At 49.2% G+C, this 24,219-nt stretch carries 21 protein-coding genes; 9 read left to right on the plus strand and 12 right to left on the minus strand.

Translation table 11 applies throughout. From position 1 onward, the window contains the following. Window positions 1-188: 188 nt before the first annotated feature. The 4 genes from McpAg1_RS02800 to McpAg1_RS02815 are packed head-to-tail and all read left to right on the plus strand — an operon-like array spanning window position 189 to window position 3,752. Window positions 189-662 (plus strand): GNAT family N-acetyltransferase, encoded by a 474-nt coding sequence (locus tag McpAg1_RS02800; RefSeq protein WP_338093776.1) that lies wholly within the window; start codon window positions 189-191, stop codon window positions 660-662. Next, window positions 649-1,560, plus strand: a complete 912-nt coding sequence (locus McpAg1_RS02805; protein ID WP_338093777.1) for a DUF2156 domain-containing protein — start codon at window positions 649-651, stop codon at window positions 1,558-1,560. The genes McpAg1_RS02800 and McpAg1_RS02805 overlap by 14 nt, the downstream gene beginning before the upstream one ends. 57 nt (window positions 1,561-1,617) lie before the next feature. Further along, a complete protein-coding gene (locus tag McpAg1_RS02810) occupies window positions 1,618-2,571 on the plus strand; it encodes a methyltransferase domain-containing protein (protein WP_338093778.1) in 954 nt (317 codons plus the stop codon). A 47-nt stretch (window positions 2,572-2,618) separates the two neighbouring features. After that, window positions 2,619-3,752, plus strand: coding sequence for a hypothetical protein (locus tag McpAg1_RS02815; RefSeq protein ID WP_338093779.1), 1,134 nt, complete (start codon window positions 2,619-2,621; stop codon window positions 3,750-3,752). A 194-nt stretch (window positions 3,753-3,946) separates the two neighbouring features. Here the strand turns inward: McpAg1_RS02815 and McpAg1_RS02820 are convergent, their stop codons facing one another. Next, window positions 3,947-4,912 (minus strand): EF-Tu/IF-2/RF-3 family GTPase, encoded by a 966-nt coding sequence (locus McpAg1_RS02820; RefSeq protein ID WP_338093780.1) that lies wholly within the window; start codon window positions 4,910-4,912, stop codon window positions 3,947-3,949. Between the two features lie 303 nt (window positions 4,913-5,215). Here McpAg1_RS02820 and McpAg1_RS02825 point away from each other — a divergent pair, with 303 nt between their 5' ends. Further along, window positions 5,216-5,893 (plus strand): 2,5-diamino-6-(ribosylamino)-4(3H)-pyrimidinone 5'-phosphate reductase, encoded by a 678-nt coding sequence (locus tag McpAg1_RS02825; RefSeq protein ID WP_338093781.1) that lies wholly within the window; start codon window positions 5,216-5,218, stop codon window positions 5,891-5,893. Window positions 5,894-5,906: 13 nt separating this feature from the next. Here the strand turns inward: McpAg1_RS02825 and McpAg1_RS02830 are convergent, their stop codons facing one another. From McpAg1_RS02830 to uvrB, 5 genes are all read right to left on the minus strand, one after another. Beyond that, on the minus strand, window positions 5,907-6,380 hold the full coding sequence (locus McpAg1_RS02830) for a hypothetical protein (protein ID WP_338093782.1): 474 nt from the start codon (window positions 6,378-6,380) through the stop codon (window positions 5,907-5,909). A 149-nt stretch (window positions 6,381-6,529) separates the two neighbouring features. Then, window positions 6,530-7,207: a DUF4013 domain-containing protein gene (locus tag McpAg1_RS02835; RefSeq protein WP_338093783.1), complete on the minus strand. Its 678-nt coding sequence runs from the start codon at window positions 7,205-7,207 to the stop codon at window positions 6,530-6,532. Window positions 7,208-7,511: 304 nt separating this feature from the next. After that, window positions 7,512-8,348, minus strand: coding sequence for a DUF4013 domain-containing protein (locus McpAg1_RS02840; RefSeq protein WP_338093784.1), 837 nt, complete (start codon window positions 8,346-8,348; stop codon window positions 7,512-7,514). Window positions 8,349-8,473: 125 nt separating this feature from the next. Continuing rightward, entirely contained in the window at window positions 8,474-9,967 is a 1,494-nt protein-coding gene (gene purH / locus McpAg1_RS02845) for a bifunctional phosphoribosylaminoimidazolecarboxamide formyltransferase/IMP cyclohydrolase (protein WP_338093785.1), read from the minus strand. A gap of 341 nt (window positions 9,968-10,308) precedes the next feature. Further along, window positions 10,309-12,243 carry an excinuclease ABC subunit UvrB gene (gene uvrB / locus McpAg1_RS02850; protein WP_338093786.1) on the minus strand — a complete coding sequence of 645 codons (1,935 nt, stop codon included), beginning with the start codon at window positions 12,241-12,243 and terminating at the stop codon, window positions 10,309-10,311. Between the two features lie 105 nt (window positions 12,244-12,348). Here uvrB and McpAg1_RS02855 point away from each other — a divergent pair, with 105 nt between their 5' ends. Continuing rightward, entirely contained in the window at window positions 12,349-12,531 is a 183-nt protein-coding gene (locus McpAg1_RS02855; protein ID WP_338093787.1) for a hypothetical protein, read from the plus strand. A gap of 374 nt (window positions 12,532-12,905) precedes the next feature. On the opposite strand, the gene McpAg1_RS02860 is transcribed toward McpAg1_RS02855, so the two are convergent. From McpAg1_RS02860 to McpAg1_RS02875, 4 genes are all read right to left on the minus strand, one after another. Continuing rightward, window positions 12,906-14,273 carry a lectin like domain-containing protein gene (locus McpAg1_RS02860; protein WP_338093788.1) on the minus strand — a complete coding sequence of 456 codons (1,368 nt, stop codon included), beginning with the start codon at window positions 14,271-14,273 and terminating at the stop codon, window positions 12,906-12,908. Next, entirely contained in the window at window positions 14,270-14,491 is a 222-nt protein-coding gene (locus tag McpAg1_RS02865; protein ID WP_338093789.1) for a helix-turn-helix transcriptional regulator, read from the minus strand. Before McpAg1_RS02865 ends, McpAg1_RS02860 begins: the two co-directional genes overlap by 4 nt. Before the next feature lie 106 nt (window positions 14,492-14,597). Then, window positions 14,598-15,044 carry a DUF2178 domain-containing protein gene (locus McpAg1_RS02870; protein ID WP_338093790.1) on the minus strand — a complete coding sequence of 149 codons (447 nt, stop codon included), beginning with the start codon at window positions 15,042-15,044 and terminating at the stop codon, window positions 14,598-14,600. 6 nt (window positions 15,045-15,050) lie between these two features. Then, window positions 15,051-15,518: a hypothetical protein gene (locus McpAg1_RS02875; protein WP_338093791.1), complete on the minus strand. Its 468-nt coding sequence runs from the start codon at window positions 15,516-15,518 to the stop codon at window positions 15,051-15,053. A 297-nt stretch (window positions 15,519-15,815) separates the two neighbouring features. On the opposite strand from McpAg1_RS02875, the gene McpAg1_RS02880 reads away from it, so the two are divergent. The 3 genes from McpAg1_RS02880 to McpAg1_RS02890 all read left to right on the plus strand — a co-directional run bounded on the left by McpAg1_RS02880 (window position 15,816) and on the right by McpAg1_RS02890 (window position 21,011). Beyond that, complete coding sequence (locus McpAg1_RS02880; RefSeq protein WP_338093792.1) at window positions 15,816-17,873, plus strand: monovalent cation:proton antiporter family protein; 2,058 nt, start codon at window positions 15,816-15,818, stop codon at window positions 17,871-17,873. A gap of 1,026 nt (window positions 17,874-18,899) precedes the next feature. Continuing rightward, a complete protein-coding gene (locus tag McpAg1_RS02885) occupies window positions 18,900-19,970 on the plus strand; it encodes an MBL fold metallo-hydrolase (protein WP_338093793.1) in 1,071 nt (356 codons plus the stop codon). A gap of 357 nt (window positions 19,971-20,327) precedes the next feature. Next, a complete protein-coding gene (locus McpAg1_RS02890) occupies window positions 20,328-21,011 on the plus strand; it encodes an HAD family hydrolase (protein ID WP_338093794.1) in 684 nt (227 codons plus the stop codon). Between the two features lie 6 nt (window positions 21,012-21,017). Here McpAg1_RS02890 and McpAg1_RS02895 read toward each other — a convergent pair whose 3' ends face one another. Continuing rightward, complete coding sequence (locus McpAg1_RS02895; protein WP_338093795.1) at window positions 21,018-21,740, minus strand: HFX_2341 family transcriptional regulator domain-containing protein; 723 nt, start codon at window positions 21,738-21,740, stop codon at window positions 21,018-21,020. Between the two features lie 110 nt (window positions 21,741-21,850). Beyond that, entirely contained in the window at window positions 21,851-23,548 is a 1,698-nt protein-coding gene (locus McpAg1_RS02900; RefSeq protein WP_338093796.1) for an AMP-binding protein, read from the minus strand. Between the last annotated feature and the right edge of the window lie 671 nt (window positions 23,549-24,219).

The raw sequence follows: 24,219 nt of genomic DNA on the forward strand, positions 1-24,219 counted from the left end.
ATATAAACCCTCCGAACTGCTGGATGATACCAATCAGACGAAAAAGCTCGCCTGATTTCTCACAAAACACATGAGTGACTGTGAGCTAACAACATAGGATGAAGAGAGATATAAAGACAGCGAAACAGAATTTTTTTGTCCCAAACAGTCATCCTCATAACACTCAGAAACCAACCTAATAAAAACTCATGGACATTGGGGAAGAAAACAGACAAAATCAACCGGAAATCAAATACCTGATGATCAGAAACTGGCAGACCAAAGAGATCATCGACCTCTACCGTGCAGGCGGCTGGTGGGAAATGGGCTGGAACCCAGGCGGTATCGCGCCCCTCATTCGCGGTAGTTTCCTCTTCATAATCGCACTTGACAGCGCAACAGGCTCTGCCGTAGGCATGGGAAGAATCATCGCCGACGGCTCATCAGACGGCTACATACAAGACGTCGCCGTCCTTCCCAGCTACCGGAATTTGGGCATCGGATCAAAAATTGCCGAAATTCTACGCAGCCTCGGGCAAACCCTCGGCCTCTCATGGCTCGGCCTCATTGCAGCGCCCGAAGCTGAAGGCATCTATAAACGCGCAGGATTTTCTCCCATGGAACGCTACACCCCCATGAACCTTGAACAGGAACGACCGAACAGATATCATGACACTCAGTGAAGCAGACTATAAACCAGTTACCCTGAAGGACAAACCAGTCTTCGACAAAATATTTGCACAATACCCGCAAGTACACTCCGAGTACTCGTTCATGAACATGGTCTGCTGGGAACACTATGCCCCCTACTCATTTACCGTTCAGGACGGAAGACTGCTCACCGCCTGCACCGTAGACGGCGAAACAACCTACCGCGCACCCGTGGGGGAACCAGCCCCAAAACTATTCGAAGAAGTCCTCGCACTCGCAAAAGAGTGCGGCGGAAAAATGGCCATGGACTTCTACAACGAATCAGACGTCCGCTACCTCAAAGAAGTTCACCCCGAAACCCCGGTCTACACCAACCGAGGATTTTCCGAGTATTATTACCGAACCGTTGAACTCGCCGAACTCAAAGGAAGAAAATATCTCAACATCCGCGGCCAGATCAACAGATTCAACGCCGAGTACTGCCACACAACCGAACGAATCACAATCGATATCCTGCCCGAAGTCCGGGAGATGATTGAGGAGTGGAGCATCTCAAAACACTGCGAAGCAAACCTGATCATGAAAGAGGAACTGACCGCTGTTTTGTTTGCGCTCGAACACTGGCAGGAACTTGGATGCGAAGGACTTGCAATCAGAATCATGCCTGAAGGAAACATTGCCGCAATTGCTGTCTGGGAGTTTTTCAATGAATCAACTGCGCTCATACATTTTGAAAAAGGGTTCGTGAAGTACAAGGGCATCTATAAGATCATCAATCAGGAGACGGCAAAATGTCTCCGGGCAAAATGCGAGTGGGTCAACAGAGAATCCGACATGGATGTTCCGGGACTGCGCGAGGCAAAGATGCGCTATCATCCCAACCACTGCGCAAAAGCATGGTATATCAAGAAGAAGGAGATTGTGCTCTGAAAATATCTGAGACTTACCACAGGTATATAGTAACCAAACGGCATATCTATAGGACGGATGAACCTGCTGTTTGAACTCTCCGGAGAGAACACCTCTCTGGCTATCGCGGAAATTGCCTGCGTCGGAACGGTGACGCGAACGGCAACCGGTGCTGCGATCGCTGAGGTGGAGTATCCTGAGACGACGACACGACTTGCGCAGACCCATGTAGTTATGGAGCTGATTGGCGAATGCGACGGAACCAGCAGTGCCTTACAGGAACTGCTGACGCAGCTGAATATTATCGCTGACCGTCCCTTTGCCTGCAGAGTCAGAAAGGTTCATCCTTCCACCGTAGATGCGCCCCAGCTGGAGCTGGAGCGCATGATGGGGAAGAGCATACGCGGAACTGTGTGCCTCAGTAATCCTGAGGTTGAATATCGTGCGCTCTTCACCGATAACCGGTGTTTCCTCGGCAAGGTTCTCTACACCATTGACCGGGGATCTTATGCCTACCGTAATCCGCAGAGACGGGCCTTCTTCCATCCGGGAGTTATGATGCCCCTGATGGCAAGAACGATGGTGAACCTGACGCATGTTATGCCGGGAGAACTGTTGTGCGATCCGTTCTGCGGCACGGGAGGCATGCTGCTTGAGACCGAGCTGATGGGTGTTGTATCCATCGGCAGTGATTATGATCCCGAGATGCTTGAAGGATGCCGGAGCAATCTGCCCGACGGTGCATATGTTCGTGCGGACGCGACCAGGATGCCGTATCCTGACGGATGTTTTGATGCGGTCGCGACCGATTTACCCTACGGCCAGTCGACTACGGTTGGAGCTGATTCGCTGGACACGCTGTATGTGGACTCCCTGCGGGAAATCCGCCGCATCTTAAAGAAGGGCGGCCGTGCTGTTGTGGTTACGCACCGTGATATACGCGGCCTGACCGACGGTCTGTTTGAGATTTCGGGATATTATGAACAGCGAGTGCACAAGAGTCTGACACGCAGGATTCTGGTGCTCTGCTGAAGTTTATCTGATGTGATACGTACGATGTTAGTGCAGGAGGGGCGGCTATGCTCCGGTGGATAGGCGAGCAGTTTGACCGGTATCACCCAGATCGGGCGGTTGCGGTGCGGGCTATGCGGCATATGCGGGCAGCGGAGCGGAAGAATCTGTTTTCCGAAGATATTATGCTGATGCGGACGGCGGAAGGATACTGGTTTGAGTCGCTGATTTATGAGCAGCTGATTCGAATTGCGTCCCAGACGAATACGATTAAGAAAATTGTCCGCAAAGGTGCTGATGTTCCGAAACATAAGTCAAAGATTGCGCTCGGGATGAATGGTTTGTACTCTGCGGAGAAAGGGGATATTCGGGTGCGGGGGAACGGGCAGGATCTGGCTGAAGTTGATCTGCTGTTGTTTGATAATGAGAATCAGGCGACGTTCTGCGAGATTGTGACGTCTCCCGCGGATCTGAAGGATCTTGAGGCGGAGATTATTTACAAGAAGCATCTGTTCGGCTATATGTTTAAGCAGGAGCATGTGGGGTTCATTCTGTTTTCTTCGGTGGATATTTCGAATACGCAGGTGGTGCGGCGGTTAGTTGCTGATCCTGATAATTTGTATGTGGGAACAAAGCCGTGCGAGGTGATGAAGTCGGTGCTTCGTCCGCTGCGGCTGACGACGCTTCCAACACAGCCGGTGAAAAATCCGAAGCTGGTGTCCTGCGAGTCGCTGAGGACGCAAGGGTTTGATTATAAGAAGCTGCATGATGAGGCGCTGACGCGTCTGTATTTTGCGATGGATCATAAGTTTTCAAGCGAGCAGTATTTTGCGGATCCGTGTGTGTCGCCGCTGGTGAAGAAGGTGATCTGCGGAGGGTTGTATCCGTCTGCGCTGAAAGGGCTGGTGTCTGAGTATGGGCTGCGGGTGAAGTCTGATGTTCTGGATTTTACGAAGCTGTCGGAGAATTATTCGAAGGTAGTTCTTGCGGTGGATTATCCTGAGATGTCGCCGGTGATTTATCTGAAGCCGCGCAAACAGCGGACATATTTTAAGATGATTCCGGTGAAAACTGGCGGGTTTAAGTATGAGCGGCCAACGCCGTCGCGGGTCGGGTTCTATCTGTGGCTTGAGGTGACGAAGCCAACGCTGGGGATTGAGCGGACAAGGGATATTCTGAAGTACTGCGAGAACGTGAAGTGAAGGGGTTTTTCCTCATCTTTTTTTGAAACGCGAATAGCACGAATAGCGCGAATAAAAAAATCGCCAAAGGCGATTTTTCAGATTGGAACTCCTGTTGACAAAAAAAAGTTTGTCGTTTGTCGACTCTAAAAAAAGTGATATCAGTCATCAGCCTTGATCAGCACCAAAATTATCTCCGACAAACGACAAAAAAATCAGGGAAGGGTAATCGTCCCCATAATCCGCAGCTTTCCGCCGTCCAGATAATGCAGAACCGCCTTATCTCCCGGTTTATACACGACCGGAGTCTCCAGTTCAATGGTAAGTTTCGGGTTATGCCAGTCTGAACCGTTCTCAACGGCAACCACCCGGGCAGAAAGGAACTGCATCCAGTGGCCGACGGAAACAACCATCTGATCCTTCACTGCCGCAGGCCAGTACTTCACCAGATGTGCCTGGCCGGTGATGCTTGTTGAACTCTTCACGGCAGGATCAGTGGTCAGAACAAAACCCCGGTCAAGGTCATCAGACTCGATATCCTTCAGTGCACAGCCCACACGGTCGCCTGCACATCCCCAGGTAAAGTCATCATCATGCTTCTGCACGGAACGGATTTGTGCGGTTTTTCCGGTTGGCTCAACCCGCATTTTGTCATGCTTCTTGATCCAGCCGTCCACAACACAGCCGAGAATAACCGTTCCAATTCCTCGCACATTGAAGTGGTGATCGATGGGGACCGAACCCACAGCACCGTCTTTTGGTTCTGACTCAGGCTGTGTGGCAGCTTTTGCAAGAAGATTTGCAGAAAGCGTGATAAAATCCTCCTCGCAGACCTCGTAGCCTTCAAGAACGGTTCCCTTGATCAGCGGGGCAATATCAGACGGCTGAATGTAATTCTTCAGAATGATCGTTCCCTTTGAAACACCGGCACAGTCCAGAATCAAAACCCACTCGGCAAACATCGGGGTGATAGCGTCCACCACCACAATTGCTTCGTGAGCCATCGAGACCACATAAAACAGCGGGGCAAGCCGGTCAGGATACCGGGTCGGCTCAAGCAGCGTGACGGTGTCATGTCCCTTCTTCAGATTATAGAAAGTAATATCAGTACTTGTTCCCTTTTTCCCGATATCGCGGGCATATCCGTTGGGAGCAAGAACAGCAACCGTAAGATTTGGCATATCCCTAACTATTTGCAGTGGGAGGGATTAATGCTTCCGAGAATGTAGGTTTTGCAGTATTATAATTCATGAGCCGCCCACGGAAAACACGGAGCACACAGAAATCTCACAGAAAAACATCACGGAGCAGACGTGAACAACACGGAAAAAATATGACTACAAGGCAAAAACATTATGAAAATGAATTGTTTTTCAATTCAGTGTTGTTCTTGTCTGCTCCGTGATGTTTTTTCCGTGTGTTCCGTGGGCGACTCATAAGATAAACCTGCAACGTATATATCCCAACAACACAAAGGGACATACATGCGCCCTTACGTCATCATCAACGCCGCAATGAGTGCTGATGGAAAAATATCCACCAAAGAACACCGGCAGACCAAAATCTCCGGAGACCAGGACTTTGCCCGCGTCGACAGGCTTCGGGCAGACTGCGACGCCGTCATGGTCGGAATTGGCACCATCCTTGCCGACGACTCCTCGCTTCGTCTCAAAAACCCTGACCTCATCGCCGAACGCACAGCACAGGGACGTGAGGAACAGCCGATGAGAATCGTCATCGACAGTCAGGCAAAGATGCCGCCGGACGGAGACATGTTCAAAAAAGGAACCGGCAGACGAGTCATCTTCGTCTCAGACAAGGCGCCTGAGGAAAAAGTTGCCGTCCTTGCAAAACAGGCGACCGTTATTCGTGCGGGCACAGATCAGGTTGACCTCGGACTTGTCCTCGACAAACTCGGTGAAATGGGCGTACAAAAACTCATGGTCGAAGGAGGCGCAACCCTTCTCTGGTCATTCACCAGCCAGAAACTCTTCGACGAAATACGCATCTATGTCGGAGCGCTCATCATCGGCGGAACGGACGCACCCACCCTCGTTGACGGGACAGGATTCACCCGTGCCGAAGGCTTTCCCCGTCTCACTCTCAAAAATATTGAAAAAATTGATGACGGTCTGCTCATAACCTGGGCAAAAAAAGAATAAAATATTTTTTTAGTTATGTTCTCGGCTTGAACGTGTAGAGCTGATCGCTCACCACAACAACCTCACCTGAGTAGTAGTATGCAACAACCTTCACACGGTCACTGATGGACGGCGTTGACGAACCCACAAACACCAGCTCGGTGCCGATTCTCGGTTCCTTGCCAAACTGCTGTGTGATAATTTCTTTGTCATCCGCACGGTAGAGGGTCACTTCTATTTTGCTGATCTGATTCGTTCCCTTGCCTCCCGAATACGTTGCCGTAATCTCCGGCTTGATCGAGTCACGGCCAACCTGCACAACTACCGCTTTTCCGTCAGGAAACGTACCGGTTGGTCCCGGAGTAAGACTGAAGTCAGGGTTGGTGGTCGAGGTTGGTGTTGGTGTAGGAGTGACGGTCGCCGGAGGATTATCGGTACCGACACATCCTGCCGCAAGAACAAGGGCCGCAAGCAACAGAACACACATGGTCACAAGTTTGTAGTTCATACTCTAAAGTAGTCACAAGGACAATTATAGTTTGTGCCTGAGTGAGGAGTTCATTCCATGATGTTTACGTATACTTCATGTGAACGACAGGAGTTCGTAGACAAAATCACTCAACAAAAGAAAAAAAAATAATTTTGGGTTTTAAGGTCTTACGCAGACTCGTAGAGGTGAGCGTAGAATTTACCCTGCCAGATTACCAGAACCGGACCGATGATCCAGAGAATGATCATTCCAAGCGGAGCGACGAGTCCCGTGATCAGACCGACAATGAAGTAGATGATGGCAAAGATGACTGCAAGAACGATCCAGGAAAGGATGTAGTGCAGCCAGCCGATCTTGCCGATGATCTTGAAAAGTTCACCGACCTGGAATGCAGCGCCGAACTTCTCTTCCTTGGCAAACCGGACCATACCCATAGTAGCCAGGAAACCGAAGATAATGGCAATAATGACAGAGAGAATTACACCAACACCAAGTCCTAATGCTGCGCCGAGTGCACCAGTCGGATTCATCATACCATCAACCGAGGCGAAGGAGGTAAGAACAGCTGCACCGCCAAGGATAACGAACACGATAGCCGGAATGATCATATAAACAATGAATACGATCCACATCAGGATACCATCGATAAGCATCTTGATCCAGTCGCCAAGTTTTGGTTCTCCGCCGCGATATACACGGGCAAGGAATCCGAACAGCAGAGCCCATCCGATGATCGGGATGATAAACAGGATGATAAGAATAAGCCAGTCAAGCCATTTGCCGACAAGCCTGTCTTTTGCAAATGCAAAAGAACCTGTGACATTTTCTACAATACCAATAGACATAAATTTCCACCTCTTTTTGTGGTTATAGAGAAATTCACTTTTACCTATTTATAATTACTCCTCTGTTGGCGAGATAACGGAAATTTTTTGAGTAATTTAGAAATCTCACGAAAATTCATCGAGATTAGAAATACACGAAATCAGTTTCGTGTTTTGACGAACATTTCGCAGGAATTACAAAATACACCGCAAATTATCGACATTTTACCAAACAGAAGAAAAACGTCATGAGCAATTCAGAGAAAAGAGCGCGGATCACAAAAAGAAACAGCAGTAAAAAAAAAATAAAAATAAAGGATCTGCGTTAGGGGGACGCAGGTTCAATTTCCTTGGTTGCAGTTGCAGACTCGTAGAGGGCTCCGAAGAATCTTGCCTCCCAGATGATCAGGAACGGCATAACAACAATCAGTAAACCCCAGCCGACCACAGGGATCAGAGCAAGGATCAGGTAGATCACCAGAATCACGATGCCGACAACAATGATGTTTACAATGTACGTCAGCCAGCCGATGGTGCTGATCACATTCAAGATTTCCTTTAACTCAAATGCCGCACTAAACTTCTGGACCTTTGCAAATCTGATGACTGCCATGAGGTAGAACAGCATCGTTACTATCATGACAACGATCTCGATGATCATGGATGCAATGACATATGCAGGGTTCATCATCGGACCGAAGTTGAGCAGGATCGAGATGATAATGTAGGGAATGAAGTAGATGAAGGAGATGATTGTTGCAAGCAGACCATCAAGGAACATGCCTCCATAGGAGCCAAGCGTAAATTCGCCGCCGCGATACGCGCGGATCTGAACACCGGTCAGGAGAATACCAAATATCAGGGCAAGAATTATGCCAAGACCAATGAATACCATTGAGAAAATACCGGCCATGGCAAACGCTGATGTCATGGAGGAGGAAATCGGATCTCCCAGAACCATTGAATTTGACGTCATCGTTGGAAGGTTGTACGCGGACAACGCTGAAATTATCATGCCGAACACGCCGCAAAAAATAAGAAGGGCACCAGCGACGGCCATAAGATTGATGAAGATCAGAATCAGCCAGTCACTAAAGGATTTGAGTGCTTTGTTGGTAAAATCATAAGAACTGTAAAGGTTCTCCACAATGCCAATAACCATTTTTTTCAATTCACCTCTTTCGTAAATACTGAGTAATTTGCTCCTATGCTATTTACAGATTATGGACGAAACGTCATTGCATTTTTAATTCTGAGTATAAACACAAAACAAAATAAGAAAAAAAATTAGTGCCGGAAGTGGCGGGTTCCGGTAAACACCACCGCAACGCCAAGCTCATCTGCCTTGGCAATAACCTCGGCATCACGGATCGAGCCTCCCGGCTGAATGAGTGCGGTCGCGCCAGCAGCTGCCGCAACCTCAAGCGTATCGGCAAACGGCAGGAACGCATCGGATGCGATGACGGTTCCTTTCATTGTTCTGCCGAACTCAGATGCCTTGATTATGGCAAGTTTTGCCGAGTCCACGCGGCTCATCTGGCCGACGCCAAGCCCGACGGTTTCGGTCGCGTTCGCATAAATGATCGCATTGCTCTTCGCATGCTTGACAACCTTCCATGCAAGCTTCAGTGCGGCAACCTCTTCAGCGGTTGGCGCACGCTTTGACACAATCTCCCAGCCCTCTTCATGGGCCGGAGTTCGCTGCACAAGAATGCCGCCGTCGATCGTCCGAACTTCATCAGCCGAAACTTCGGGCGGGAGAAGCAAAAGACGCATGTTCTCCTTTTTCTTCATGATCTCGCGTGCCTCATCCGTGAAGGAGGGGGCGATCAATACCTCAACAAAGGTGGAGCAGATCTCTTCGGCAACATCTTTGCCGACCTGGCTGTTCATCGCAACGACCGAGCCGTAGGCGGAAACCGGATCCACATCGCGTGCTTTCAGGTAGGAGGCAAGCTGGGTTGACCCAAGAGCTACCCCGCACGGGTTGTTGTGTTTTACAATGACCGTTGCCGGAGACGGGAGTTCGCGGCAGAGGCCGACCGCCGCGTGCACATCAAGATAGTTGTTGTAGGACATCTCCTTGCCCTGCAAAGCAACCTGTCCTGCGATGCCTGATGTTCCGTAGACTGCTGCCTTCTGGTGCGGGTTTTCTCCATAGCGCAGCGGGCGGCCGTTGGCAAACTGGAATGTGTAGGTGGTTGGGAAATCACTGCCGAGGCTGTTCAGATAGTTGGAGATCGCGCCGTCATAGGCAGCGGTCCGGGTGAGAGCCTTTGCGGCAAGGCCGAGCCTCTGTTCGTACGTGAACCCTTTGCCACTCACGGCTTCGATGACCATCGGGTAATCACTCGGGTCCACCACAACGGCAACGTCTTTGAAGTTTTTGGACGCCGCACGAATCATTGCAGGGCCGCCGATATCGACAAACTCGATCAGTTCGTCAAGCGGCAGATTCTTTTGAGACATCTCCTCAAACGGATATAAGTTGACGCAGAGAATGTCGATGCCCTCGATGCCGTGAGCCTTCATGATGTCGTCGTCTGTTCCGCGCCTGCCCAGAAGGCCGCCGTGAACCTTCGGGTGCAGTGTCTTGACGCGGCCGTCCATCATCTCCGGAAAACCGGTGTACTCAGAGACGTCTGTGACCGGAATGCCTGCGTCACGAAGCGTCTTTGCGGTTCCGCCGGAACTGAGAATGCCGATATTTTTTGCTGCCAGGGCTTTGGCAAGATCAAGAATGCCGGTCTTGTCCCAGACCGACAGGAGTGCACGAGTCATATCAAAAGTATATGGTCGGGAGAAGGTATTAATGAGATTGGGTCGAGGTGATCCACGAAAAAGAGTTCGTTTGTTTTTGGAATAAGTTTGAAACGCGAATAGCACGAATCGCATGTCTTTGGCCTGCTCACCGCTTCGCGGAATAGCGCGAATAAAAAATCGCCAAAGGCGATTTTTAGAATTTTACTAAAATTATTTATTTTCAAACAAACCAATTCGTCCAGAGAAGTACATACAATTTTTTGAAAAATCGCCATTGACGATTTTTTATTCGCGCTATTCCGCGAAGCGGTGAGCAGGCCAAAGGCATGCGATTCGCGCTATTCGCGTTTTAAAAATAATCACAACCCGTTCCGCAGCTCCTTAACCCTGTCGCGAAGTGCGATCGCCTTCTCAAAGTCAAGACCAGCGGCGGCTGCCTTCATCTCAGCCTCAAGCTCGATGATGAGATTTGGAATCTCCGACTTCGGCAGATGCTTCACATCCTTAATGTCAACCTCCTTCTCGCGGACCGGTTTCTTGATCGTCTTTGGCACAATATCATGCTCGGTGTTGAACAAAATCTGCATCTCACGTCTGCGGGCGGTTTCTGACATCGCAACACGCATCGACTCGGTCATGTTGTCGGCATACAAAACCACCCGTGACTCAGCATTGCGTGCCGCACGGCCGATGATCTGAATCAGACTCCGCGAATCACGCAGGAACCCCTCCTTATCAGCATCAAGAATTCCGATAAACCCGACCTCAGGAATATCAAGACCCTCACGAAGCAGATTGATACCCACCAGCACATCAAACAAACCAAGCCGCAGCTGGCGGATAAGCTCGGTCCGCTCAAGCGCCTGAATCTCCGAGTGAAGATATCTCGTCTTAATCCCCTGCTGCGCAAGATACTCGGTCAGCTCCTCGGCAAGCTTCTTCGTCAGCGTCGTAACAAGCGCACGGTCGCCTCTCGCGATCACCGCCTGAATTTCTCTGATGATATCATCAGTCTGCCCCTTAATGGGCCGCACCTCAACAACAGGATCCACCAGACCCGTCGGCCTGATGATCTGCTCGACCACATCGCCCGAGTGGGACAACTCATACTCGCCCGGCGTTGCCGAGACAAAGATCACCTGACGCATATACTTCTCAAACTCATCAAACTTGAGAGGGCGGTTGTCAAATGCGCTCGGCAGCCGGAACCCGTACTCAACCAGCGACATTTTTCTTGAGTGATCACCGTTGTACATCCCCCGAACCTGCGGGAGCGACTGGTGACTCTCATCGATCACCAGCAAAAAATCATCAGGGAAGTAATCAAGCAGACAGAACGGTTTCTCGCCTGCGGCTCGTCCATCGAAGTGGCGGGAGTAGTTCTCGATACCTTTGCAGGAGCCGGTCTCTTCAATCATCTCAAGATCATACTGCGTCCTCTGACGCAGACGGTGGGCCGAGAGATCGTCGAGTTTTCCCTCTCCGAGAACTTCGTCAAGTTCAGATCGAATGGATGCAAGACTTCGCTGCCGTTCAGACTCGGGCGTGACGAAGTGGCGCGCCGGATAGACATAAAAGTACTCGAGCCGTTCTTTTTCCTTGCCGGTGTTTTTGTCCACCTCAGAGATTCGTTCGATCTCATCACCAAACAGTTCGATTCTGATGATGTCGTTGAAGTAACCGGGGATGATATCGATCGTGTCCCCTTTGACGCGGAATCGTCCGGGCATCAGTTCAAGATCATTTCTCTCGAACAAAATGCTGATGAGTTTTTCGAGAATTTCGGTCCTGCCGATTTTTTGACCGGTGCGGAGTTCAAAACCGAGATTTTTGAAGTTCTCAGGGTTACCCAGACCATAGATGCAGGAGACCGAAGCCACTATTATAGTATCTCTGTGGGAGAGTAAAGACGCGGTCGCCGCAAGCCGCATCATCTCGATTTTGGGATTGATTTGTGCATCCTTTTCGATGTACTGATCTTTTTTGGCGATGTAGGACTCGGGCTGGTAGTAGTCATAGTAGGAGATGAAGTACTCGACATGATTGTTCGGGAAAAATTCCTTGAACTCATTGTAAAGTTGTGCGGCAAGGGTTTTGTTGTGGGCAAGCACGAGCGTTGGTCTCTGGACGTTTGCGATAACATTTGCAATGGTGAAGGTTTTTCCTGACCCCGTCACGCCAAGCAGGGTCTGATACTGTTCGCCGTCTAAAATTCTGTCGGTGAGTTCGGCGATTGCTTCCGGCTGCGAGCCGCGGGGAGCGAACGAGGAGGTGATCTCAAACATGCCTGCCATTTGTAGTAGTAATCTTGGTGTGAGGTACTATTAGTATGTGGGAATGCGGCATCAGGGGTCGCTATCTTCATATCTATATACTATTCAGGCGAACACCTCAATCATATGACACAGGAACTTGATAATGATGCCATTCTCCATGAACTCAAGCGGCTGGAAGGGATGATCCTCGTTCTTGAGAAGGAGAATATGGAGCTGCGCGAACGGGTGTCTGATCTTGAGCTCCAGACCGGGCAGCTGACCGAACGCCTGCTTCGAAGCGGCGGCTGTTCATCCTGCGGTATATGATCTTTGTGAAACGCAAAGAAACTCGAAACGCGAATAGCACGAAGAACGCGAATAAAAAATCGCCAATGGCGATTTTTGAAAAAAAAATTACCAATATTTTTCTGAGAGCATAGATTGATCTGAAAATAAGTTATTTAGCAACCTCTTAAAAATCGCCAATGGCGATTTTTGAAAAAAAATTACCAATATTTTTCTGAGAGCATAGATTAATCTGAAAATAAGTTATTTAGCAACCTCTTAAAAATCGCCATTGGCGATTTTTTTTATTCGCGCTATTCCGCGAAGCGGTGAGCAGGCCGAAACGACTCCTGAAAGGAGGAGTTAAACACGACGAAACGGCGTGTGGAAGGCATGCGATTCGCGTTCTTCGCGTTTTATCGCGTGCCAGCGTCGACAGTGAACGCTTTGATCCTCACGTTCACATCGCCGTGCGCACCAATATCGGTCCACGCCCCTTCATCCTCATCAAACAGATAACTCTGGTTTTCCTCAGACACCGAGGTTGAGATAAATATCTGATGCCGCTGGGTGAGATCCAGCGGCAGGGAGAGGCCCGGGTTTTCAAAAAAATCCGAGGTGTCAGCCTCTGCACGAAGCGTAACCGTGACGGCAAAAGATTCGTTCGGGCGAAGCAGAAGCGGGCGGGGGAGCGGAATCGTGTGATACCCAGGGGTTTCCGCAGTTCCGCTCACCACTCTTTTGAGGGCGCTACCGAATTTGACTCCATTGATTGAGACAAAAATATCATACGAGACATTTTTGTTAAAGGTGAAAAACGAGACCGCACGAAGGGACTCATATCCTTTCGCAGTAAAGATGTTCGCCGCAGAAACTGTTATTTCGTCGCTGCCGTTGGAAGCGACCGGCATTGATGTCGGCAGAATGCCGCCGTCGTACTGGTAATTGTGATCAAATGTCTCGGCAGGGACGACATCATAAAATACCGCATTGTCAAGCGAGGTATCATAGTACGAGACCCAGAAAAATCCATTGTCCCCAAACTCAGGTCCCCAGCTGTTTTTCATCAGCCATGCACCGTCACCCGGAGGGACGACGGTAAAATTTTCCCTGGAAAAATTATCATCCCATCCGACAAGGCCGACGGTGTGAGAACTGTCCGCATGATCAAAACAGTAGTAAGCGAAGGTGTCGTTGCGGTAGTAGGAGTCGTTTGAGTAGAGACCAACAGACGCAGCTCCGGTTTTCATCATCATGCGTTTGATCGCATCCGGCTCACTGAACTTGAGCCATGAAGAGTTCACGAGATAATACGAGTTTGCCGCATGCGCAAGCGAGGAATCAAGAGCCGAAATATTTTCGTAAGGAGCGATGGATTCGTTCACAAACCCGAACCATGACGCAAGAACGAACGCGGCAAAAAGTTCGTTGCCTCCTGCTTCAAGATACGATTTTTCGTCAGAGAGACTGATGAAGTCGCCGCGAAGTCCTTCGAGTCCCTCTTGGACAGCATCAACACTTACCTCGTCGCGATTGTAGGCAAAGTAGGCGAGGTGCAGCTCCGAGAGATCAAGAGAGTCAGCATCCGCAAGGCCTTTTGTGATGATGTTTGACTCGGCAGCGTTCACAACACCGAACGCCCAGCAGGTGTTGGCATCTCCTTGCGACTTTGCAAAAGTTACGGCATGCAGCTCACGCAGATCAAAGGATGCGGGGGATGCCACGACTGTCGGAGATGTGATGATGATGAAGAGAAGAAAAAGAACAAGCAGCCGGCGGATCATTTTGCCACCGATTCTGGTTCATCGTCTGCTGAGAAGATGAACACCTCTTCGATCGGGAGATCAAAGATGCAGGCAATTTTGTGGGCGAGCAGGACTGAAGGATTATACTGCCCTTTTTCCAGAGAGATAATTGTCCGGGAGGATACAAAGACCGCATCAGCCAGCTCCTGCTGGGTCATGCTGCGTGTGGCACGCAGCTCCCGAATTTTGTTATCCATTTCTTTATCCTTAATTATTTTGACAGAGAGGGAAATAGCCTTGCCGTCCTTCCAACTTCTCAAAACATGCCTGAGAAATTTTCGCAGTTTTCAATGTTCAGAGAAATTACATTTTCCGTTCAAAGTATGCATGAGCAATCAGGTAGACCATCATCAGAACAGCAAACAACCCCAACAGAAGTACCCGCACAGCAGAAACTACCGCGTAAGAGACATCTCCTGCGAGGATGTGAAGAATCGGTCCTGCATTGAATGCGGCAAACAGCAGTACTATTACTGCAATCTCCTGTGCGGCCCAGGATGATTTCATAACAACAAGCAGTTCGCGTTCATCAAGTTTGGGAAACACCAGATTTCCTGATGAGTCAGTTCTGTCCCGGTGGTTTTTCAGAACATATGCTGCCGCAGCAACTCCCATCCCGAGAAACAAAATGGATGTGTAGGGAAACTGGGCAGTGTCGTCTGCAAACGAGAGAAGCAGACTCAAGGCCCCGCAGGCAAGAAAACCTGCGGCAAGAACGGTGTAGCGTTCAAGATAGTAAAGAGATGTCATAATATTTCACACCTTTGCATAGTAGTAATGGATGACAAACACGACCAGAGCGCCAACAGAAAGGAGCATCAGAGACAGAAACATTCTGGATATATTTTCGACAATCACCATGTCGCTGATACCAAGAAATATCTCACAGATGTACTGCACATAGGTGACACAGAGGAAAAGGAGTCCAAGAACTACATAAAATGTAGAGGACGCTCCCTTCTCCTGCACACGAAGCCATCGTTCATCCTGATACGGTTTATCATCAATTTTCATCTCAGCAGGATCACGCCGGTACCGGTAGAGGCATCCAAGAATAAAACATCCTCCGACAACAACACCAATAATTCCATAGGTTACGCCGCTCAGTCCAGGGCCCGGCGGAACATTCGGATAGAGATACTCCAACAACAGCCCTAAAATTCCACAGACCAAAAAAAATGCAAAAATCAGACACAGGGAAAACAGTCGTTTGGTAATCTTCATGATCCTCTGAAAGTATATATGAAGTTTATTTCATATGAAGTTTTCTTCACCAAAAAATATTGAAAAATCACTCAGCCAAAACATCATCAGAAACAACAGCAATTTTTCTCAACTCCTCTTGTCTACAGAGAGTTTTTTACTGATTACTTGCATAAAAAGTTCCACCAAAACATCATCTCCGGGAAGCATCCTTGGTAATGACAGAATACCCAACACAGAGCACACCAGAGGCATGCCTGTTTTGTGCATTCTCTCATTAAAAAGTTGAAACGCCCTGAAATTTTGGAGGATTAACAGGTGGACGCACAATCAGAACTTATTATGTCGGTGGTGGTAGTACTCGCGTGCGCCATCGCCGTTCTTTTCGTAGGCAGACGCCTGCGTATGCCGTTTATTATCGGCTACTTCATTACCGGTATCATCGTAGGTCCTGCAGGCCTTGGTCTGGTCACCGAAGAACAGGTATCACTCTTAGCCGAACTTGGTGTCATCCTCCTGATGTTCACCATCGGTCTTGAGATGTCATTGAAGAGTCTGCTCTCAATGAAAAAGATCGTACTGGTAGGAGGTACCCTCCAGCTGGTGCTCACCACGGCAGCCGTCTGGGCCGTCATGGTCGCGGTCGGATTTGACTCGAACGTCGCAATTTTCATAGGATTCTTAGTTGCGCACTCATCAACCGCCGTCATCATGAACCTGTACCAGAACAGCGGCGAGGTTGACACAAAGCATGGGAGAATTGCGCTTGGCCTGCTTATCTTCCAAGACTTAAACGTCATTCCCATGATGCTCATGGTCCCCATCCTTGCCGGAACCTCAGAAACCGATCTGGTTGGATCCCTTCTGAACTTCGGTATGGGTATGGTTATCCTTGCAATCGTTCTCGTTGGAGCCATATTCCTTGTACCAAAATTCCTGACAAGAGTTGCCTTAACCCGGAGCAAGGAACTCTTCATCATCTCAATCGTTGCCATCTGTTTCGGTATCGCCTGGCTGATGTCCTTAAACGGTGTCTCTCTTGCGCTTGGTGCGTTCCTCGCAGGAATTGCAATCTCTGAATCCGATTACAGCCACGAAGTCATCGGACAGATTCTGCCGTTCCGTGATCTTTTGACAAGTTTCTTCTTTGTCTCAATTGGTATGATGCTGAATTTGCAGTACGTCATGGAACACCTTCTGTTAATCATTGTACTTGCGGTTGTTCTGATGTTTGGAAAAACACTCATCAACATCGTGAGTGTGAGAGCGATTGGTATAACGGGAGCTGCTGCGATCCTCTCGGCAATCGGCCTGTCGCAGATTGGTGAGTTCTCATTCATTTTGGGATCCACCGGTCTGTCGTCAGGCATTCTGACGCAGGATGTTTATCAGGTATTCCTTGCGATTACTATTGTAACCATGGCGATTACGCCGTTTGCGGTGAATGCAGGTCCGGCGATTGCAAAAAGGCTGGTCAAGCCAAAGGTGCCGGGCGGAAACATCTTCGAAGAGGAGGGAGAGGGGGACAACTGCGAGATCAAACCCAAAGAGCATGTGATTGTGGTGGGATACGGTCTTGCGGGACAGTACGTATCGAAGGCACTGAAGCGGGTGGAGATCCCCTACCTCATTCTTGAACTGAATGCGGAGACTGTGAACCGCGAGAAGAAACGCGGTGAACGAATCGTTTACGGCGACGCAACGCGTGACTCGATCCTTGAGTACGCCGGAGTGATGAAGGCACGTTCCATTGTGATCACGATTCCTGACATGGAAGCAATCAAAGCGATTGTTACAACCGTTCGCAGGATGAATCCGCACATCAACATCATCACAAGATCCAGATTTATCTCCGAGACCCAGGAGCTGTACCGGCTTGGTGCTGATGAAGTGATTGTGGATGAACGTGAGGCGGCTCTGCAGATTTTCCGCAGAATTCTTGCAAACGAGCAGGTTCCGCAGCAGGATCAGGATTTGTATGTGAAGCAGATCAGAAATGATCTTTATGATCAGTATATTGATGTGGGATCGCATGGCGATAAGACGGAGAAGTCCGGCAGCTGGTTTGATGCGATTCATCTGCGGGCGATAAGGACTGAGGAGAAGGATTCGATGAACCGTAACTCAATTGAGCAGATCAGGGTTGGAGACAACTGTGATGTTGCCGGAAAAAGGTTGTCTGATGTTCACCTGCGGGCAGACCACGGTATATCGGTTATTGCTGTGCGGCGCGGCGAGGACAGTAATGATGCTGTTGTTGCGCCTGACGGAAATACAGTACTTGAGGCAGGCGACACGGCGGTTGTTATCGGGGACCGGAAGGCAATTACGGACATTCTTCCGCTGTTTACTGAGAAGACAGAAAAGGAGGAGTAACAATTTTTTTGCTGCGGACGGGTGTGGACGTCCGCAGGCAGTATTGTATTTTTTGATTCAGACTGCTTTTGAATGGTGTGTGGTGGTTTTTGCAGTCCGAATTATTGGAGAGTATGAGTGTTTGGATTGGCCGGGCATGTGGTGGTAACATTACTCTGATTCTTGTGCTGTCAGACCGGCATCTGGATTGAAACTGTTGGGTTCTTTTTTACTGGAGACTTTTTACATCACCATCCTTTTGGTTTTTTAGGGGACAACTCCTTCAGAGTTGATTACTAGTAGTAAGTCATGATAATATATAAGGTTTCCCGAGAATTATCATTATCAGTTTCAGAACTCTGAGAGAGCATTCGCTGGAGGAGATGTGAGATGTGAGATCAAATAGGAAAAATATGAGAAAATTCTGCATGAATTTGTGCGAGTACGGCGCTGAGCGAACTCTGTTCTGAAAAGAGGCATCCTTTACCGATGGTGATGGTGAATTGTTTCGCGTTCGGCGTGATATCCATGCATTCATCTGTAAAAAAATTATTTTGGGCTATTGTTCTACGCCTCATTACAATTCTAAACACGAACCACACGAAAAACACAAAATGAGAACAATGACGCAAGCGGTGCTGTAGAGTGGTTTTTGCTGCAACGCATTTGGATCTCACAAGCGGTTGAATCTGAATCAAAGCAGAGGTTTCGTGTTTTTCGTACTGTTTCGTGTTTCAAAATATTCAAATGTTCACGGCATCACAATTTTTTTCCTGTGCAAAACTTTTCGGACAGTATCGTAAAAAAAGCCCAACACTACCCCAATCACCGAGAAAATATTTTGATCAGAACACCGTTACAGACACAAAAACATCAACAAAAATGAGTACCAACCCAAATTGCAAAGAAAAACACACAAGCAATAAACCCCATATTGATATACGTAAAAACCATTGCCAACAAAAACAGCGTCGACGCATCAGCTCAACAAAGCCAAGGAAAAAACCTGCAAAACATATAACTGAAAAAACCAATACTACTCAAACAATGACTCCGTCAAACGAGACTCAGGGAAAAAAATCACCCTACATTGACGAAACGTTTCAGCAACGGATTCGCCCATACATATCCATACTGAATGACAAAGAAGCAGAAGAGTACTTCAAAGAAACTGAAGAAGCGGTCGAACAACTGGTAGAGCTTGGAAAAGATCCAAAAGAAGCCCTCCAGATCATGGAAAACATCGGCCTCTATCTCTCGGCAAACTCCGGCAAAAACTTCACCGCCGACTATCAGAAAATATCACTCTCGAACGATCGTGAACTCTGGTCCATACAACTGCCGGGCGGAGGAAACGTCAACCTCTTCAGAACGCCGGAAGGAAACATGATCCTCGACACCGGATACGGCTGCTGTTATCATGACGTCGAAACCATGCTGAAAACTCTCGGCGTCGAAGGGTTTGCCGACGTCAAAAAAGTCGTCTGCACTCACGCCGACGCAGACCACTGCGGAGCCGCAGGATTTTTGCCGGTAAAACCAATCATGCACCCCGTAACAAAACAGATCCTTGACGCAGGAACACGGGGATTTGGATCCGACACAGATCACAAACAACTGGAACGCTCCTACACCACCACCATCAACACCTTCTCCAAAATGAATGTCCCGGACTCTGTCGACCTCTGCAGCACCACACCCAAAGAGATGCACGGACTTTTCCCCGTGATCGATGAACTCGACTTCGGCGGCATGCACTTTGAGATCTGGGAAAGTCTGGGCGGCCACATCGCCGGACAAATTTTTCTCTACGAAAAAGACATTGGCCTCCTCTTCACCAGCGACGCACTGATCAACTTTGCCACCATGACAAAAGAGCGCAGAGACTACTGCTCCATTGCAGACTATCTCGTCACCAGCGTCAACGTCAACAGCACAATCGCCAGAACCGAACGCCATGAACTCATGCGCATCGCCAAAGAACTTGACGACGAGCTCAAGAGAAAAGGAAAAAAACTCCTGATCTGCTGCGGACACGGCGCAGTATCCATGCTTGACGACACAGGAAACATGGTTGCCGCAGGCGAAATACAACACTATGCCGCAGACGCCAAATGAACTGACCCGCAGTTTATTTCCGGCACCATTTTTTTGGCTTTGATCGTGAACTCGTTTATTGGCAACTAACGTTCGTTGTTCCTCCGCCCACGACTCGCATGCCTTCGGCCTGCTCACTGTTTCGCAGGAAAAAACGGAACACGTGGAAAAAACATCACGGAGCAGACGAAAACATCACAGAATACGAAAACAATTCATTTCCGTGATGTTCACGTCTGCTCCGTGATGTTTTTTTCGGTGAAACTCCGTGTGTTCCGTTTTTCCGTGGGCGGAGCTGACCATCATTTTTTTCCTGAACCCCTGCCTGCCGGAACCGGCATCCCTAAGTAGACTTATGGAAAACATCTAACCAGCAACATGCAGAAACCCCTCCTTGAACCTGCCTACTCTGCCGTCCTTTTCGACATGGACAACACACTTTTCGACTTCGTTGCCGCAATGAAACGAGGAGCCGCAGCTGCCGCGGACACCGTGGGCTTTGGAACAGGAGACCAGCTCTTCTCCTACTACCTCCGCTGGAAATATCACATCGAAGACCATGCAAACCTCCAGGACTTCATGATGGACAACCAGAGATTCAGCGTGGACGGATACCTTGCCGCAGTCAAAGCATTTGAAGACGCAAAGTTCACCGGCCTTGCACCCTACCCGGGAATCCCCGACCTTCTCTCAGGACTCAAACAAAAAGGATACCGGCTCGGCATCGTAACCGACGCGTATGAGTATGCCGCAGTCGAGCGGCTGAAACACACCGGTCTTGACGCCTACTTCGACGTCGTCGTTGCATATGATCTCACCGGCTACAAAAAACCGCATCACGCACCGTTTGAGTACGCCATGAGTCTGCTTGACACCATGCCGCACGAGACCATCTATGTCGGCGACTCAATCCGTCGCGACATCGAACCTGCCAAAGCACTCGGACTTGCCGCAGTCTACGCAGCCTACGGTGACCGAAACTTCTACGAACCAAACCGGACCTGTCCGCCACGAGTAATTGTGGCAGAGAGTCCTGAAGATATTGGAAAAATACTTCTCTAAAAAAGATTAGTCATCCTGGGGCACATCGCCGCGGGAGATAACCTGTGCAAACATCTGGCCAAGACAGGTCAAACGGATCGCAATATTTCTGCCGTACTTAGTCTTCACAATGAATCCGCCGGACTCAAGCTTTGAGAGATGGTGAGACAGTCTGCTCCTCTCGCTGCGGAACCGCTTTGAATTCTTGTCGATCTCCGGAAACATCAGATAAATCAGCGAATCGAGCGACTCCACACCATCGCCGATACGGGAAATTAACAACTGCTGCTCTGCACCGGGATAGCCGATCGGCAGAACCGGAATCTCAACAATCTCCAGCGCTCCAACAAGCGTACCATCGTCGCTGTAGTTTGGCAGAGCCGAGACCACACGTGCTCTGCTCATGCTTGCGGCAATGTATGCACTCATCGAAAGCGGCTGAAGAGCAGAAGCGACGTTGAGTAAAACATCGTTGCCGAGCGTGCGCTCACTGTTGATGATCGAAAGGATCTGATTTGCAGCCTCCATGACTGACGACTTGTTCACTTCCACCACGGAGACCGGCCAAAAGATTCCAAGATCGCGGGACAGGGATTTTGCAGTTTTTTGTACAAGAGCTTCTCCGGAGAACTTGGGATCATTCCCAGTCACCAGAACGATGCGGGAAAATCCCACTTCGCGAAGAAGAGCGATGGATCCCATGAGGAAATCCCGCTCGGGTCCGACAAATACTACATGTGTTGTTGGCATTTTTTGTTCCAGTTCATATTAGAATTGATTATTATATTATGTTGTTGGATGCAATCCATTTACGCAAAATTCATCAGAACAGGGATTAATTCGAAAAAAAAGGAAGTGAGTTATGCAGTTTTGATTTTTGCAACTTCTTCGAGGCCGAGTTCAGCGATGGAAACCTTCTGCATTTCGCCTTTTTGAATTTTTCCGGTGACCGTCATCGGGAACGAGTCAACGAACTTGTAGTATCGGGGAATTTTCTGGCGGGCGATGCGTCCGGTGCAGTAATCACGAATCTCGTCTTCGGTAAGCGTCTGGCCAGGCTCGACCTTGACCCATGCCATCAGCTCTTCGCCGTATTTTTCGTCAGGAACACCGATGACGTAAACATCAGAGATCTTTTTGTGCAGGTGCAGGAACTCTTCGATCTCACGCGGGTACAGATTTTCTCCGCCGCGGATTACCATCTCCTTTAACCGGCCGACCATCTTGACATAGCCTTCTTCATCCATCGTTCCAAGATCGCCTGAGTGCAGCCATCCGTTGCGGTCGATCACCTGTGCGGTGGCGGAAGGATTGTTGTAGTAGCACTTCATTTTCATGTAGCCGCGGGCACAGATTTCACCGGTCTCGCCGAGTGGTACGATGCGTCCGGTTTTCGGGTCCTTGATGATGAGTTCGGTGTGAGGGAAAACACGGCCGACGGTTGTGACACGCCGCTCGAGGCTGTCATCGGTGGTGGACATGGTGATTCCCGGGGATGTTTCGGTGAGACCGTAGACGATGACGATCTCTTTCATGTTCATCTTGTCGCTGACCTCCCGCATCCGCTCGATCGGGCAGGGGGAACCTGCCATGATTCCGGTGCGGAGACTGGAGAAGTCATAGCGGGAGAAGTTCGGGTGCTCAAGTTCGGCGATGAACATGGTGGGAACGCCGTGCACGGCGGTGCATCGCTCGTCCTGTACTGCTTTCATGACCGCTTCTGGGTCAAAGGAGGGAGAGGGAATCACCATGGTGGTGCCGTGCGTGACGCAGGCCATGTTGGAGAGGACCATGCCGAAGCAGTGGTAGAAGGGCACCGGAATGCAGAGTTTGTCTTTTTCGGTGAACTTCATGCCGTCGCCGATGATCATGCCGTTGTTCAGCACTGAGTGATGGGATAAGACGACGCCTTTTGGGTAGCCGGTGGTGCCGCTGGTGTACTGGATGTTTAAGGGGTCGTCAAACTCGACCGAGTCTTCACGGTCGGAGAGTTCCTGATCCGAGATCTGTCTGCCTGCTTCGAGCATTTCGCTCCATCGGTACATGCCGTTGTAAGGGATTTCGCCCATGAAGACGATGTTTCTGAGGTACGGGAACTTTTCTGATCTCAGTCTCCCCGGTTTTGATTCAAATGCTTCGGGGCATGCTTCGTAGAACATGCCGACGTAGTCTGAGGTCTTGAACCGTCCCTGTAAGATCAGGGTGTCAACTTCAGACTGCTTTAAGGCGTACTCCAGTTCAAATGTCCGGTAAGCAGGGTTGATGTTGACCATGACGGCACCGATTTTTGCGGTGGCGTACTGAACGAGTACCCACTCGGCATAGTTCATTGCCCAGATGGCAACACGCATGCCGTGTTCGACGCCAAGCATCATGAGCCCTTTGGCTACGTCATCAACAGCGCTTAGAAACTCCGCCCATGTGTAACGAAGATTCTGTTCAACGGAGACGAGAGCGTCAGTGCTCGGGTACTTCGCTGCAGTGCTGTTCAGGATTTGTCCAACGGTTTGTCCAAGAAGTGGTTTCATGGACACGCCGCATGCGTAGCTTTCGACCATATTCCATAAATGTTGGGACTTGAAATATAAAAAGAGTGGGCGGGGATCATATACACAAAATCATTTCTGCTTCGCAGCTCCGCCCACGGAACACACTGAACACACGGAAATTTCACGGAAAAAACATCACGGAGCAGACGTGAACAACACGGAAATAGATTTATTTTAATTAGGATAGGAGTTACGCGGTGTGATGTCAAGGAAAACTTATCTGTTTTTTTCTGAAAAATGTTGACTGGATTAGTGGTGGATGGGTATGATGAGAAAAAACAACCGCAGATTCACGCAGATTCCAAATTTGCCAATCGCTGTTATCTTGCGTTCGGTCGGGACTCCGGCTAATCGCCTCCGTCCTTTTCGACCTCACTGGATAACAGCTGGCAAATTTTATCGGTTTTTTGTTGGAGTGGTAAATGCGGCTCTGTTTGGAAAAAAATCAATTACATATTCGTATAGATGGCGTTTTCTGAAAAATGTGAGGGGAGAGGATGAGATAAATTATACTCATCACTCAACAAAAAACCGAAGAAATTTGCCAGCTGTTATCCAGTGAGGTCGAAAAGGACGGAGGCGATTAGCCGGAGTCCCGACCGAACGCAAGATAACAGCGATTGGCAAATTTGGAATCTGCGTGAATCTGCGGTTGGTTTTTTCAAGTAAAACCCACTTAC

The organism is Methanorbis furvi, from assembly GCF_032714615.1.
Classification (GTDB): Archaea; Halobacteriota; Methanomicrobia; order Methanomicrobiales; family Methanocorpusculaceae; genus Methanocorpusculum; species Methanocorpusculum furvi.

Excerpts from the sequence above, each read along its gene's own strand:
- McpAg1_RS02800 (WP_338093776.1), top strand. The coding sequence starts at position 189 with ATGGACATTGGGGAAGAAAACAGACAAAATCAACCGGAAATCAAATAC.
- McpAg1_RS02805 (WP_338093777.1), top strand. The coding sequence starts at position 649 with ATGACACTCAGTGAAGCAGACTATAAACCAGTTACCCTGAAGGACAAA.
- McpAg1_RS02810 (WP_338093778.1), top strand. The coding sequence starts at position 1,618 with ATGAACCTGCTGTTTGAACTCTCCGGAGAGAACACCTCTCTGGCTATC.
- McpAg1_RS02815 (WP_338093779.1), top strand. The coding sequence starts at position 2,619 with ATGCTCCGGTGGATAGGCGAGCAGTTTGACCGGTATCACCCAGATCGG.
- McpAg1_RS02820 (WP_338093780.1), bottom strand. The coding sequence starts at position 4,912 with ATGCCAAATCTTACGGTTGCTGTTCTTGCTCCCAACGGATATGCCCGC.
- McpAg1_RS02825 (WP_338093781.1), top strand. The coding sequence starts at position 5,216 with ATGCGCCCTTACGTCATCATCAACGCCGCAATGAGTGCTGATGGAAAA.
- McpAg1_RS02830 (WP_338093782.1), bottom strand. The coding sequence starts at position 6,380 with ATGAACTACAAACTTGTGACCATGTGTGTTCTGTTGCTTGCGGCCCTT.
- McpAg1_RS02835 (WP_338093783.1), bottom strand. The coding sequence starts at position 7,207 with ATGTCTATTGGTATTGTAGAAAATGTCACAGGTTCTTTTGCATTTGCA.
- McpAg1_RS02840 (WP_338093784.1), bottom strand. The coding sequence starts at position 8,348 with ATGGTTATTGGCATTGTGGAGAACCTTTACAGTTCTTATGATTTTACC.
- purH (WP_338093785.1), bottom strand. The coding sequence starts at position 9,967 with ATGACTCGTGCACTCCTGTCGGTCTGGGACAAGACCGGCATTCTTGAT.
- uvrB (WP_338093786.1), bottom strand. The coding sequence starts at position 12,243 with ATGGCAGGCATGTTTGAGATCACCTCCTCGTTCGCTCCCCGCGGCTCG.
- McpAg1_RS02855 (WP_338093787.1), top strand. The coding sequence starts at position 12,349 with ATGACACAGGAACTTGATAATGATGCCATTCTCCATGAACTCAAGCGG.
- McpAg1_RS02860 (WP_338093788.1), bottom strand. The coding sequence starts at position 14,273 with ATGATCCGCCGGCTGCTTGTTCTTTTTCTTCTCTTCATCATCATCACA.
- McpAg1_RS02865 (WP_338093789.1), bottom strand. The coding sequence starts at position 14,491 with ATGGATAACAAAATTCGGGAGCTGCGTGCCACACGCAGCATGACCCAG.
- McpAg1_RS02870 (WP_338093790.1), bottom strand. The coding sequence starts at position 15,044 with ATGACATCTCTTTACTATCTTGAACGCTACACCGTTCTTGCCGCAGGT.
- McpAg1_RS02875 (WP_338093791.1), bottom strand. The coding sequence starts at position 15,518 with ATGAAGATTACCAAACGACTGTTTTCCCTGTGTCTGATTTTTGCATTT.
- McpAg1_RS02885 (WP_338093793.1), top strand. The coding sequence starts at position 18,900 with ATGACTCCGTCAAACGAGACTCAGGGAAAAAAATCACCCTACATTGAC.
- McpAg1_RS02890 (WP_338093794.1), top strand. The coding sequence starts at position 20,328 with ATGCAGAAACCCCTCCTTGAACCTGCCTACTCTGCCGTCCTTTTCGAC.
- McpAg1_RS02895 (WP_338093795.1), bottom strand. The coding sequence starts at position 21,740 with ATGCCAACAACACATGTAGTATTTGTCGGACCCGAGCGGGATTTCCTC.
- McpAg1_RS02900 (WP_338093796.1), bottom strand. The coding sequence starts at position 23,548 with ATGGTCGAAAGCTACGCATGCGGCGTGTCCATGAAACCACTTCTTGGA.